The 12833-nt window shown below is 71.7% G+C and carries 8 protein-coding genes; 1 reads left to right on the plus strand and 7 read right to left on the minus strand.

Features of this window, described 5'->3' with window-relative positions:
- Positions 1–22: 22 nt before the first annotated feature.
- Together P3T29_RS00840 and P3T29_RS00845 are read right to left on the minus strand one after the other, a co-directional pair.
- A complete protein-coding gene (locus P3T29_RS00840; protein ID WP_280714222.1) occupies positions 23–2947 on the minus strand; it encodes a hypothetical protein in 2925 nt (974 codons plus the stop codon).
- A 180-nt stretch (positions 2948–3127) separates the two neighbouring features.
- Positions 3128–5047, minus strand: coding sequence for a galactose oxidase early set domain-containing protein (locus tag P3T29_RS00845; RefSeq protein WP_280714223.1), 1920 nt, complete (start codon positions 5045–5047; stop codon positions 3128–3130).
- 374 nt (positions 5048–5421) lie between these two features.
- Here P3T29_RS00845 and P3T29_RS00850 point away from each other — a divergent pair, with 374 nt between their 5' ends.
- Positions 5422–7761 (plus strand): hypothetical protein, encoded by a 2340-nt coding sequence (locus tag P3T29_RS00850; RefSeq protein WP_280714224.1) that lies wholly within the window; start codon positions 5422–5424, stop codon positions 7759–7761.
- Between the two features lie 45 nt (positions 7762–7806).
- Here the strand turns inward: P3T29_RS00850 and P3T29_RS00855 are convergent, their stop codons facing one another.
- The 5 genes from P3T29_RS00855 to P3T29_RS00875 all read right to left on the minus strand — a co-directional run bounded on the left by P3T29_RS00855 (position 7807) and on the right by P3T29_RS00875 (position 12814).
- Positions 7807–9036, minus strand: coding sequence for a cytochrome P450 (locus P3T29_RS00855; RefSeq protein WP_280714225.1), 1230 nt, complete (start codon positions 9034–9036; stop codon positions 7807–7809).
- Between the two features lie 36 nt (positions 9037–9072).
- A complete protein-coding gene (locus P3T29_RS00860) occupies positions 9073–9273 on the minus strand; it encodes a ferredoxin (RefSeq protein WP_280714226.1) in 201 nt (66 codons plus the stop codon).
- Positions 9274–9448: 175 nt separating this feature from the next.
- Entirely contained in the window at positions 9449–10810 is a 1362-nt protein-coding gene (locus P3T29_RS00865; protein WP_280714227.1) for a tetratricopeptide repeat protein, read from the minus strand.
- Between the two features lie 124 nt (positions 10811–10934).
- Positions 10935–12401 (minus strand): DUF4331 domain-containing protein, encoded by a 1467-nt coding sequence (locus tag P3T29_RS00870; RefSeq protein ID WP_280714228.1) that lies wholly within the window; start codon positions 12399–12401, stop codon positions 10935–10937.
- A gap of 272 nt (positions 12402–12673) precedes the next feature.
- A complete protein-coding gene (locus tag P3T29_RS00875; RefSeq protein ID WP_280714229.1) occupies positions 12674–12814 on the minus strand; it encodes a hypothetical protein in 141 nt (46 codons plus the stop codon).
- Positions 12815–12833: the final 19 nt, after the last annotated feature.

Consider the following 12833-nt stretch of genomic DNA (forward strand, 5'->3'; position numbering starts at 1 on the left):
CGTAGTCGAGCGTGCGGGGCGCTCAGGGCCGGCAGCCCTCCAGGTCGCCGGTGTCCCCGGCCTTGCGGTGGCAGACCAGGTCGATCTGGGGGCTGCCGGGCGGGTTCGGCTTCACCCGGATGATGTTGATGCCGTGGCCCGGCTCGGTGCCGGTGGTCAGTGGCCGGGTTTCCCGGAAGTCGATCGTGCCGGTGGCCCGGTTCGTCAGGTCCACCGCCCGCAGCCCGGCCAGCACGGCGGCCAGGCCGCCGTGCTGCGAGGCCCCGGCCTTGGCCGCGCCCTCGTGCAGCGCGGCCGTCGCGTCGTAGGCCAGGGCGAGCGCGCCGTCGGAGAAGACGTCGTCCTCGTACGGGTTCGAGCGGGGCGGCGGGGTGATCCCCAGTTCCGAGGCGGCGGTCGCCGCCAGGTCGGACACCCCGGCGGTGACCGCCGGGTCGGTGAGGGCGATGTAGTAGAGCGTGGCATTCGGGGCTATCCCGGTGGCGCCGGTGCTGAACTGGGCCTTCGTCAGATCGTCGCCGGTCAGGACGGTGAGCGGGTGGTCGCAGCCCTGCTCCGAACTCAGCAGCTTCATCAGCTGGTTCACGTCGTCGGCCCGCCCCGCGAGGTAGATCACGGACAGCGGGTCGCCGGACTGGCAGCTCTGCCGCAGCGCGTTCTGGTAGTCCGGGTCGCCGCTGTCGGTGAGGCCGTACTCCAGCGGCCCGCCCCCGGCCAGCTGGAAACCCGCGCTCTTCAGCATCGCGGCACCGTAGTCGGCCTGTTCGGAGCTGTACTGGTCGTGGTCGTTGTTCGGCCGCCGGGTCAGCACGGCGGCCCAGCGGGCGGCGGGTGGCAGGGCCAACCCGTCCACGATCTTGCGGAGGGCGGTGGCTTCCTCCTGGTCGGTGGCGCTCAGCCCGAAGTAGTTGACGTGCCGCTGGGCCAGGGTGGTGCTGGAGTTCTCGGTGTCGACGACCGCCAGCCCGGCCTGTTGCAGCAGGCCGACCGCCTGGTCGCTGTCGGTGGCGTCGCGGCCGAGCCCGACCACTCCGACGATCGAGTGGTCCCGGCTCGCCGCGCCGACGATCCGGTGGACCATCTCGGTCTGGAAGTACAGGTCCTGGCCGCCGTTGGCCACCAGGATCCTGATCTTCAGCGGGTCGCCCGCGTTGTTGCGCAGCTGGGCGAGGTGGACCCCGGCCAGTTCCTTCAGGCTGTTCAGCGCCCGTGACTCCTGCCCGGGGGCGGTGGTGAACGAACCGGCGTACACGATGGTGATGTACCGGACGTCGGGCAGCGACGCGACGCGGTCGTTCTCCTGCCGGATGTCCGTCTCCAGGGTGCCCAGCGTGATCGCGGCCCCGGCCTGGTCGTCGCCGCCCTGCCCGGGCTTTCGACCGTTCAGCCGGATGTCGTGGCCGGAGGCGAAGGACACCCCACCGGTCGCCAGGCCGATGCACTCCCGGCTGCCGGCCTGGTCCAGCCGCCAGACCGCGTCGTGGTTCGAGCCGAGCAGCCGCCCCTCGCAGTACTGGTCGGAGAGCTGCTGGCTGCGCAGCAGACCGGCGCAGGCCGCGAGCACCAGCACGGCCAGCAGCGTCCAGCGCGACCAGAGGAACCAGGCCGTCCGCCGGACCGCCACGGCGGTGAGGCCGGTGGTGTTCCCGGCGCTCAGCTGGACTCTGGTGAGCCGGACGGGCAGGGTCCAGGCCAGGGCCCGGCCACGGCTCGGGGCCTGGCGTACCCGGAGGTTGCTCACCCAGTTCTCGTACGGGCCGCCCCGGCGCGGTCCGACCGGGTGGACGGGCTCCGGCCCCGGGTTCTCCGCCTCCAGCCAGGCCGCGACATCCTCCTGCGCGACCCCGGCGAGCACCAGCAGCGGGTCCTGCTCACTGCGGCGGCTGCGGACGTCGCTGATCGCGCTGAGCACCTTCAACCCGCCGTTGGCCGTGCCCGCCCTCGGCATGAAGACCACCGGCGGGACCCGGCGCTTTCGGCCGCGCAGGTCGGGCGCCCAGGCGCGGTGCGCCGAGCGCAGGTCCTCCAGCAGGGCCAGCGTGCGCAGTTGCAGGTGGAACTGCTGGGAGCGGTCCCGCTCCTCGGAGGGGTCGTCCAGCTGGGCCTTGATGATCTCGCCGGCCACCTCCCGGGCCCGGGCCTGGGTGACGTCCCAGGAGCGCCGGGGCCGCCAGATCGACCAGGCGGCGGCCTGCCGTCCGGAGGCGGCGAGGAAGGTGGTGGTGGCGAACCAGCGGCTGGCCTGCCCGAGCCAGGACAGCGGAGCCGTGTTCCGCCGGACCCAGCCGGTCACCATCAGCAGCAGGAAGGAGGCCAGCACCACACCGGCGACGACCTCCCAGTGCGCCTGGGTCAGCAGCGTGGTCAGCCCGGCCAGCACGAACGCGCCGATCAGGGTGCCGGAGTTGAGCAGCGGAGACAGCGTCTGGGCCCACCCGATCCGGGCGGCGCCCTGCTGGGGCCGCCAGTGCAGATCGCGCAGCCGGGTCAGCACGGCTTCCACCTGGTCGTCGAGCGGCTGCTGGGCGCCGGCCTCCGGCGCGGCCAGTACGTGCTGGGCGGCGCCCTCGATCGCGGCCACCAGGCGGGAGCGCGGGAAGGCGTAGTGCCGGTACCAGGACGGGCCCCGCTTGGCCCACGCCCCCCTCGAGAGCCCGTCCAGGATGCTGATGGCGTTGCGGTGCGGATCGCCGCCCGTCGGCCCGGCCACCAGCCGGTAGGGCAGCCCGCCGCCCTCCTGCGCCTCCTGGACGGCGCTCACCAGGCCCGCCACCTCCTGGTCGAGTGCGGCATCGGCCTCCTCGGCGTGCAGCACCACGACCGGCATCGGCAGCCGGGCCTGGCTGAACTGGTCCACCAGATCCTTGAAGAGCGCGTCGACCTCGTACTTGGCCGTCGTCGGCATGCCGCCGAGCCCCGCCTCACCACGCACCGTTCCCTGTGCCACCGCAGCCCCCCGAGAAGTCCCCCGCACCGTACGCACCCACCCGATCAGGTCGCGAGTGTAGACCCGGGACTGCTGTGGTGAACACGGTTTAACTTCACGGGAGTTACGTTTGCCGCTCATGCGCGGCCACAGCGAAGGCGCGAGGCAGAGCCCCGCGCCCGTGCTGTGGCCGCCGACCGCTCAGCCGAGTTGGCCGCCGGTGTCCTTGGATTCCAGCTTCACCCACTTGGCGACGCTGGGCACCCCGGCCGCGTCGAGCAGGAAGAGCATGTAGTACCCGGGCGGGGCCGCCGCCGCCAGCAGCGGTGTCTGCAGGGTCAGTTGGTTCCCGCTGCGGCCGGTGATCTGGACTTCCACGTGCCGTTGGCTGGTGTCCACCGAGTGGGTCGAGGTGATCGGGGAGAGCAGTACGGCGCGAGTGACCCTGTCGGGCGTGGAGGTGCTGACCGTGAAGCTCGTGTTGTAGCGGAGCGGGCCGCTCGGCGCCGAGTCCAGGGTGGGGCGGCTGCCGGTCTGCAGGTACGGGGGCTCGAAGATCTCGATGCTGCCGTTCATGCCCGACTTGATGTCCGGGTTGTTGGCGATCTGCTGCAACTCGTCGCCGGTGATCATGATCCGGCCGTCGGGGAGGATCACCGCGTTGGAGTGGTAGCCGCGCGCCAGGCGCTGGACGGGCCCGAGCTTCCAGTTGCCGTCGGCGTCGCGCGCCTCGGTCTGACGGTACTTCAGGTCGCCGTTGGGGTTGAGCGGGCCGTTGCCGTAGTCGCGGATGTCGTAGGCGCCGTTGACGGTGAAGAGCTTGCCGTCCGGCAGGATCAGGGTGTCGTCCTGGGTGCGGCCGAAGGCCCGGGGCTTGAGCATGCTCCACTGGTTGCCGGAGAACTGGTAGGTGTTCGGGTTGTCCCGGTTGCCGCCGAGCAGCAGCATCGAGTCGGGCCCGTTGAAGCCGCCCGGCAGGGCCACCGCCGAGCCGTAGTTGCGCTGTACGGAGTCCGGGCGGGCCGGCAGGTCGGTCCGGGTCTCCGCCTTGGGGTCGAACTTCCACTGCTCGGTCGCGGTGCGGCCGAAGCCGTAGATCTTGCCGTCGTTGAGCGAGAACAGCTGCGGATAGTCGGTGCTGTACGGCGCCTCGACGCCGAACTTGTCCACCGGCGCCAGCGGCACCTTCGCCGGGTCCTTCGGCACGTTGTAGGACTTGGCGGGGAAGCGCTCCACGACCGGGGTCGGCCAGCCCCAGCCGTACTCGGACTGCCCGGACATGATCAGCTGGCGGCCGTCCTCGCCGGTCACCACCGACGGGTACCAACGGCCCACCGACATGTCGGGGTTGCGGGTCCAGGTCTCGTTCCAGGGGTCGAAGACCAGCGACAGCTTGGCGCCGGTGCCGAAGCCCCCGCCGAAGTTACCGCCGAACACGCCGAGCATGCCGTTCGGCAGGTAGGAGTGCCCCGCGCAGAAGAACGGCGCGGGCCGGGACACGCCGGTGCCGTCGTCGAGGACGACGTCCGGCGGCGGGACGGCCTTGAACGCGTCGCGGCCGGTGCCCTTGGCCGGGTCCCAGATGTAGGCACGGCCCCGGTTGTCCTTACCGACGGTCTGGGTCGGCGCGGGCTCCTGCGTCGGGTCCTCGGTGATCGGCTCGAAGGAGAAGACCAGCACTTTGCCGGTCGGCAGCATCGCGATGTGGACGCCGAAGTCGGGGGAGGGGAAGTAGTCCGTGAACTTGCCGAAGACCTTCGGGTCGAAGGCCTTGTTCAGTGATGCCTGAGTGTCGGTCAGCAACTTGAGCCGCGCGGTGCGCACCGACTGCGGGTACGGCGCCGACACGGCGGCCCGGGTCTCCTGCTGGGCGGCCCTCGCCTCCAGGCGGGCCCAGGCGCGGTACTCGGCCTCCTCCCGGCCGAGCGCGGCCAGCTCGCCGGGGTGGACCTCGGCCTTCAGCTGCTCGGTGGTGAAGCCGCCGGCGGTGTCGGCGGCCGGGTTCGGCGCGGCGTGCAGCGGGGTGGCGAACACCGTTGTGGTCGCGATGGCGGAGACCAGTGCGCAGGCCGAGAGTACGGCGGACAGCCTGGCGCGTCGGGGCGGGGTGGTGCGGGGCATGAGGCTCCTTCGGCACAGCGGGTGCGGGAGGACCGGGTCACGGCTCGGTCCGATGATCGGGGGTCCGCAGGGTGGCCGATCCGATGGCTACGGAGAGTGATTATTTCGCCGAAGCGGACCAGGTGGATCCAGGGGGTGCGGTGGGCCCCGGAGCCGGGTCGGCGGGGGACCGTTCGAACACCGGCGGACGGTGTCCAGTCTCACAGCGGGCCGGAGTTGTTGTCTCGACAGGTCGGGCGGACGGGTGACGGAACGTTCCCTCGCACGGGCCGCCGTCCCTGCGTCCTCCGCGTACGTACCCTATGGTCGAAATCACGCTCCGCAATCGCGGCAGCCCCCATGATCACTCATGACCATTTACAGCTGGAGCATGTATGACGACCGATCTGCCGGTGGCCGACCAGCCCCCGACCGGCCGACCCCCGACCTCTGCGCCCGCCACCGATCTGCCGCTGCGCGAGAGCGACGAGATCCAGGGCGACATTCTGGCGGGCTTCAAGAAGGACCAGATGGTCCTGCTCTTCCTCAAGTTCGAGGACGGTCTCAAGGCCCGCACCTGGCTGGGGAGGCTGACCCCGCGGATCGCCACCACCCGGCAGGTGGCGGCCTTCAACAAGGCGTTCAGTGCGGCCCGTCAGCGCTCGGGCGGTGACCCGACCGGGCTGAAGGCCACCTGGCTCGGCATCAGTTTCACGTACCAGGGCCTGGAGAAGCTGATCGACAAGGCGCCGTACCCGCCGGCGCCCGTGGACACCGCGCTCGGCGCTTTCCAGCAGGGGCCGGTGGCGCGGGCCGCGATCCTCGGCGACAAGGACGGCACTCCGAGCTCCCCGTCGAAGTGGATCTTCGGCAACAACAAGTCGGAGGAGTTCATCCACGCGGTGCTCACCGTCGCCGCCGACACGGCCGAGGACCTGCAGGCCGCCGTGATCGAGCAGCGCGAGGCCGCCGCCCAGTTCAAGATCTCGGTGGTCTTCCAGCAGAACGGCTCCACCCTGCCGGGCACCCGGCGCGGCAAGGAGCACTTCGGCTTCAAGGACGGCGTCAGCGAGCCGGGCGTCCGTGGCTTCGACGAGCCCGACCCGCTCCGGCCGGAGTGGGTCAAGGGACACCCCGGTACCCGGCTGATCCCGGCCGGCGAGTTCGTCTGCGGGCATCCGCAGGTCGACCGCTCGGACCTCGGCGGCCCGACCAAGCTGCCCGCCTGGGCGTTCAACGGCTCGTTCCAGGTGGTCCGGCGGCTCGCCCAGGACGTGCCCGGCTTCTGGGCGCAGGTGGCGCGCCAGCTGGAGGTGCTGAAGAAGAGCAAGGCGGTGGACGACGACGTCTCGGTGGAGTGGCTGGCGGCCCGGCTGGTCGGCCGGTGGCGCTCCGGCACGCCGGTCGCCAAGTGCCCGGTGGCGGACACGCCCTTCAACACCGTCGCGTCCAACGACAACGACATCAGCTTCCGCAACGACCTCGACGGCAAGATCACCCCGCTCTTCTCCCACCTGCGCAAGACCAACCCGCGCGACGGCCTGCAGGAGAAGCCCGGAGACAAGCCCTTCCCGGAGGACCCGGTGATGGACCGGCGCCGGATCATGCGGCGCGGCAGCCCGTACGGGCACCCCTTCGACCCCGCCGCCGAGGGGCCCGGCGGCCCGGACTCGCCGCGCGGTCTGCTCTTCGTCAGCTACCAGACCGACCTGGTCACGCAGTTCGAGTTCATCCAGCAGTCCTGGATCGACAGCTCCACGTTCCCGCCGAACCGGAAGACCCCGCCCGGCCCGGACGCCATGGTCGGGATCGCCGGTACCGTCAACTGGAACCAGGACGGTGACCCGGTCCCGCTGAGCTTCCAGCAGTTCGTGAAGACCGAGGGCACGGTCTACGCCTTCGCGCCGTCCGTCAGCACCCTGAAGGCGCTCGGCGAGGGCCGGCTCCCGGACCAGGGGCAGCCGGAGATCGGCCAGCCGGTCGACACCTTCCTGCCGGTGCCGGACCTCCAGCGCAAGGACGGGAAGAGCTGGTACTGGGCGTACCGGACGGTCAACGGCGAGCAGCTGTACCGGGCGATCTCGATCGCCGACGGCAGGGAGCGCACCGACACCCTGGAGAAGGCGGACCAGCGGATCTCCGAGTGGGACTCGCTCGCCGGGGTCTCGTCGGTCGACACCTTCATCCCGTACCCGGACATGCAGCTCAAGGACGGCAAGAGCTGGTTCTGGGTGTTCCACTCGGTCGACGGCAAGCAGGTCTACCGGGTGATCACGGTCGCGGTGGGCGGCTCCCGCGCCGATGTGATGGAACGTTCGGACGGGCCGATCAGCAGGTGGCAGTCGCTCACCGGCGTGACCAAGCTCGACTTCGTGCTGCCCGCGCCCGACCTGCAGCGCAAGGACGGCAAGAGCTGGTACTGGGCCTTCCACACCGTGAACGGCGAGCAGCTCTACCGGGGCATCTCGATCGCCGACGGCCTGCGGCACAACGACGTGCTGGAGCGGCCCGACGCGCGGATCTCCGAGTGGGACTGCTTCGCGGGGATCTCGCGGATCACCACGATCCTGCCGGTGCCGGACCTGCAGCGCGTCAACGGCGTCAGCACGTACTGGGTGTTCCACCGGGACAAGTACCGCATCATCAGCATCGCGGACGGCAGCGCGCACGAGGACGCCATCGTCGTGCCGGACCGCCCGGTGACGCTCTGGAAGTCCCTCACCCAGCCGAGCTGAGGCGGTGTCCGGGGTGGGCGGGCGGCCCGCCCACCCCGGAGCGGGCTACCAGGCGACCGGGAGCGAGTGCACGCCGTGGACGACCATGGTGGTCCGGTAGCTGAGCTGGTCCTCGTCCACGGCGAGCCGGAGATCCGGCAGCCGGGTGAAGAGGGTGCGCAGCGCGATCTGCAGCTCGGCGCGGGCCAGCGGCTGGCCGAGGCACTGGTGCACGCCGAAGCCGAAGGCGAGGTGGCGGCGGGCGTCCCGGTCGAGGTCGAGATCCGAGCCGCCGGGGAAGACGGACTCGTCCCGGTTGGCGGTCGAGAGCATGCACAGCAGTCCGTCGCCCTTGCGGATCAGCGTGCCGCCGAGCTCCAGGTCCTCGGTGGCCGCGCGGGGCAGCCCGAGCTGGACGATCGTGAGGTAGCGCAGCAGCTCCTCCACCGCGACCTTCGCCTCGGCGGGACCGGATCGCAGCCGCGCGGCCTGCGCCGGGTTGCGGAGCAGCGCGAGGGTGGAGAGGGCCGTCATGTTGGCGGTGGTCTCATGGCCGGCGACCAGCAGCAGCAGGGCCGTCGAGGCCGCCTCGTCGGTGGTCAGGTCCTCGCGGACGGCCAGCCGGCTGAGTATGTCGTCGGTGGGCGCGCGGCGCTTGTCGGCGGTGAGAGCGGCCAGGTAGGAGCGCAGCTCCCGCTGGGCCCCGGCGACCTGCTCCTCGGCGGCGGTGATGTCCAGCAGGATGCTGCTCTGCCGCTGGAAGTGCTCGTGGTCCTCGTAGGGCACGCCGAGCAGCAGACAGATCGCCAGGGACGGGATGGGCAGCGCGAACTCCGTCACCAGGTCGGCCGGCCCGCCGCCCGCGACCATCCGGTCGAGGGTGTCGTCGACGATCCGCTGGAGTGCGGGCCGCAGGTCCTCGACCCGCTTGACCAGGAACTCGGTGGTCAGCATCCGGCGCAGCCGGGCGTGCTCCGGGTCGTCCATCCGGATGAACGCGGGTGTCCGGTTGGCCAGTTCGCGCCGGCCGGGGGTGAGGAAGGGGAAGCCCGGGGTCCGCCCGTCGGCGCTGAAGCGCTGGTCGGCGAGGACGGCGCGGACCTCCTGGTGGCCGGTCACCAGCCAGCAGGACGAGCCGTCCCAGAGCTCGGTCCGGGTGACCGGGGCGTGGTCGGCGGCCTGCCGGTACGCCGAGGGCGGGTCGAAGGGGCAGCCGTCGGCCTCGGCGGGCAGGACGAGGGTGGGTCCGGGGTCGGTGGTCCGGGGAACAGCGGTGTCGGTGTCCGGGCTGGTCATGGCGCTGGGCTCCTTCCGGGGTGGGGGGTTGGGGACTCAGGCGGATTCGCTGACGGTGATGGCGCGCCCGGGGCAGAGCGCGGCGGCGAGCCGGACATCGGCGGCCAGGGCCGGTTCCGGGCGCTCCTGGAGCAGCTGGACGTAGCCGTCCTCGGTGCTCTGGTCGAACACGGTGGGGGCAGTCAGGACGCACTGTCCTGCGCTGCAGCAGCGATCCTGATCGACGCTCACCAGCATGGTGGGAACCTCCGGGTGGAGTGGGGTCCGTACCTGCGTTCCCGGGGTTCCGGTTGCCCTGGGCAACCAAATCCGCCGAGGATCACAACGTAACCCGAGCTCTGTCGCACACGAAGGGCGTCGAGTGGATCGGCCCAGAATGGCCGGTTCGCGACCCTCCGCCGAGGCGGCGCGGTTACCCCGCGTCGTGCTGGCCCTGCTGGCCCTGCTGGTCGTGCTGGTCGTGCTGGTCGAGTTGGTCGAGTGCGGCGCGGGCGTGCGGCGCCTGCAGCGGCGAGAAGTACGGGTCGGTCCGCAGGGCCTCGCCCAGGTGGGCCCGCGCCTCGTCCGTCCGGCCCAGGGCCCGCTCGATCTCGCCCCGGTGGTAGGAGAACAGCGCGTTGTGCCAACCGTGGCTCTCCGCCTGCTCGGCGAGACCGACCGCCTCGCCGTCCGCGCCCTGCCGGTGCAGCGCCCAGGCCAGCGCGTCGGCGACCAGGGCGTTCTGCCGCCGCTGCCACTCGCCGCGCAGCAGCCGGACGGCCGCCGCCGGATCACCGTGGTCGGCCTCGTACTGGCCGAGCGACAGGTCGTCCACCACGCCGTTGGCGGCGGCCAGCTGCTGTTCGGCGGTCAGCAGCCCGTACTGCCGGGAGGCCTCGGCGGTGTGCCCAAGGGACTCCTGCAACTCGCCCAGCTCCAGCAGGAACTGCGGCAGCGGGATCCGCCCGATCGCGGTGGTGTAGTCCCGCAGGGCGTCGTCGGTGTGCCCGAGCGCGGCCTCCGCCCTGGCCTTCCCGGCCACCGCCGGGGTGTACGACGGGTCGGCCCTCAGAGCCTGCTGGTACCCCGCCAATGCCACGTCCGGCTTGCCCGCGTTCCGCTCGAGCTCGGCCATCTGGTAGCGGCAGAACGCCTGGTCGGAGGGGTCGAAGGCGCCGTCCAGCGCCTGCTGGAGCGCCTGCCTGGCCTCGGCGGACCGGCCGTGCTGCTCCAGGTCGTAGGCGGCGCGGGTGAACGCGGCCGTGCCGGGGTGGCGGTCCAGCAGGGCCTGGACGGCCTCGGTCGCGCCCTGGTCGTCGCCGAGTTGGGTACGGGCGTCGGCCAGCACCGCGTACGCCTGCCAGTGGTAGGGGGAGGCGGTGATCACCTGCCCGGCGAGGTCGCGGGCCTCGGCGAACAGGTGGCGGGCGTTGGCCAGCGTGCCCAGACCGGTCAGCGCGTCCACGTTCGCCTGCGGCGACAGGGTCAGCGAGCGGTGCAGTGCCTCGTCGGCCTTCGGGTAGTAGGAGGGGTCGGAGGTCAGCCGGGCCTGCTCCACGTACAGCGCGCCCAGACCGGCCCAGGAGTTCGCGTCGTCGGGGCGTTCGCGCAGCCGGGCCTGGTCGGTGGCGATGGCCTGCGCGACCGTACCGTCCGGGCCGGGCGTCCGGGCGTCGCGCCAGGCGGTGCCGTTCGGGGGCGGGGTGGTCCGGGGCACGTCGTCGCGCAGGGCGCCGACGGCGACGAGGCAGCCGCAGAGCGCGGCGGTGGTCAGCAGCAGGGGGAGTCGGCGCATCCGGAGTCCTCGGGTCGTGGGTCGGTGCACGCGGAGCGGACGCTCGGGGCAACCGGGGCAACCGGGGCAACCGGGGCAGCCGGGGCAACCGGGGCAGCCGGAGCGCCCGCCCGCGCGGGTGGTCCTACTTCGGCTGGTTCACCGCCTTGGCGTACGGCAGCGCGAGGTACGGGAACTTGGCGCCGAACGGCTTGTCGGGCCCGTCGACCCCGTCACCGGCGGCGAGCGCGGGGATCAGGTGGCCCGGGGTCGCGCCCTCCATCACCTGCAGGGCGATGTCGATGACGTCGTCGCCGGGACGGCGGCCGTTCGGGAAGCCCTGGAAGTCGCCCTTGAGCAGGCCGAGCCGGTCCGGCTTCGGGGTGACGGGGGTGGACATGTTCAGCCGCAGTTCCTCGGCGGGCACGAAGTTGGCCGGGTCGGCGTCCTGGTTCATCAACTGGGAGTTGAGGTCCACGGCGAACGGGCCGTCGGCGGCCTTCGCGATCCCGGTCAGGAAGATCTCCTGGAGGTCGGTGCGCGGCGTGGCCGGGGCCTTGAGACCGTAGATCGCCTGGACCAGCTCGGGCACCTCCGGGTCCAGTACCTTGGCGACCAGCGCGGGCTGGTTGTGGTCCTCCGAGGGCGGGAGCGCGTTGAACGCGTCCTTCAGCCCGGCCGGTACGACCACCTCGTTGATCAGCGGGTTGCCCAGGCGCGACACCTGGACGTGCGGACCGACGGGCTTCTGCTCACCCGGGGAGAGCTTCAGGGTCTGCTTCTCGGTGGTGCTCCACACCCCGATGACCGGGTTGCGGGTGGTGTCGCCCTTGAGTGCGAGCTTGCTCTTCGGGATCTGCAGGGCGACGGAGTTGACGTTGTATCCGGCCAGGGTGTTCTGGCCGGTCTCCTTGAGGTTCGCGCCGTACAGCAGGTCGAAGACGCGCAGGTCCAGGAAGAACGGGTCGGCCGCCTGGGTCGCCACCGTCTGCCCGCCGCCCGGGAGCTGGACGGTGGCCTGGTCGCGGAGCGGGTTGTAGTCGGGCATCGAGGTGGGGCCCGTCCGGGACGGCGCGACGCTGCCGTTCTCGACCAGGGTGACCGGCTCGCAGCCCGGGCGGAGCTCCTGCAGCGTGTAGTACTGGTGGAAGAGCAGCGTCGGGTCGGTGAGGTTCTTCACGACGCCGTTGTTGTAGAGGAAGGTGTTGTCGCCGCGCCGGTCGTCGGTGCGGAACGTCCACCGGTAGGTGATGTCGGGGTTGCCGGTGCCCTGGGAGTCGATGTGGATGTCGTAGTGCGCGCCGTCGGCCCAGGGGTAGAAGTTCGGGCCGCCGTTCGGCTCCTGGAACGGGAACCAGTTGGCGATCAGCGTGACGGTGTCCGGCTTGTCCGGGCTGGTGAACGCGTACACGTCGGTGTTGTCGACCTGCGGGTCGGCGGCGATCAGCGGCGCCTCGCGGTGGCTGGAGGCGGTGCTGACACCGGCTCCGGGGCCGGCGAGGGCGCTGGTGGCGAGGGCGACGCTCATCACGGTCAGCAGCGCGGCGGTGCGGGCGGTGGAGCTGGATCGGATGGTGGAGCTGGGGTGGGTGCTTCTGCGCGGGGCCTTCATCGTCTGGGGTGCTCGCTTCCGTTGGGGGCATGGTCTGCTCGGGGATGGGGCCGGCGATCGGCCGCTGTGGGCACTGTGAACCGGATGCCGTGAAGAGTTCGGGTACACGCGATGGCCGGATTGCCGGGCTCACCCGCTCGGTCCAGTGGCTTCACCCGGGCAGCCGCAGCCGCAGCCGGGTCCGTACGACGGGACGGGTTGGCGGGTCGGCGGGTCGGCGGGTGGAGGGGCCAGGACGGGAACGGGTGATCCCGAGTCGAGCTGACGATCGATCAGCTGAAGGCCAGTGGGATGAACCGGCCCGCCGGACGGGTGATGTCGGCGGCCGAGACGTCCTGCTGACGGCCGTCCGGCCCGAACACTGTGGACGTTCGGCGCGTGGCACCCGGGCGGAAGGCCCGCAGCCCGCGCATCGCCCGCTGGATCGAAGTC

The sequence above is a fragment of the Kitasatospora sp. MAP5-34 genome (genome assembly GCF_029894335.1).
In the GTDB taxonomy this organism is placed as follows: Bacteria; Actinomycetota; Actinomycetes; order Streptomycetales; family Streptomycetaceae; genus Kitasatospora.

Bases quoted from the DNA above. Each gene is read 5' to 3' on its own strand.
- P3T29_RS00870 (WP_280714228.1), bottom strand. From the start codon at position 12,401: ATGAAGGCCCCGCGCAGAAGCACCCACCCCAGCTCCACCATCCGATCC.
- P3T29_RS00855 (WP_280714225.1), bottom strand. From the start codon at position 9,036: ATGACCAGCCCGGACACCGACACCGCTGTTCCCCGGACCACCGACCCC.
- P3T29_RS00860 (WP_280714226.1), bottom strand. From the start codon at position 9,273: ATGCTGGTGAGCGTCGATCAGGATCGCTGCTGCAGCGCAGGACAGTGC.
- P3T29_RS00875 (WP_280714229.1), bottom strand. From the start codon at position 12,814: ATGCGCGGGCTGCGGGCCTTCCGCCCGGGTGCCACGCGCCGAACGTCC.
- P3T29_RS00865 (WP_280714227.1), bottom strand. From the start codon at position 10,810: ATGCGCCGACTCCCCCTGCTGCTGACCACCGCCGCGCTCTGCGGCTGC.
- P3T29_RS00850 (WP_280714224.1), top strand. From the start codon at position 5,422: ATGACGACCGATCTGCCGGTGGCCGACCAGCCCCCGACCGGCCGACCC.
- P3T29_RS00845 (WP_280714223.1), bottom strand. From the start codon at position 5,047: ATGCCCCGCACCACCCCGCCCCGACGCGCCAGGCTGTCCGCCGTACTC.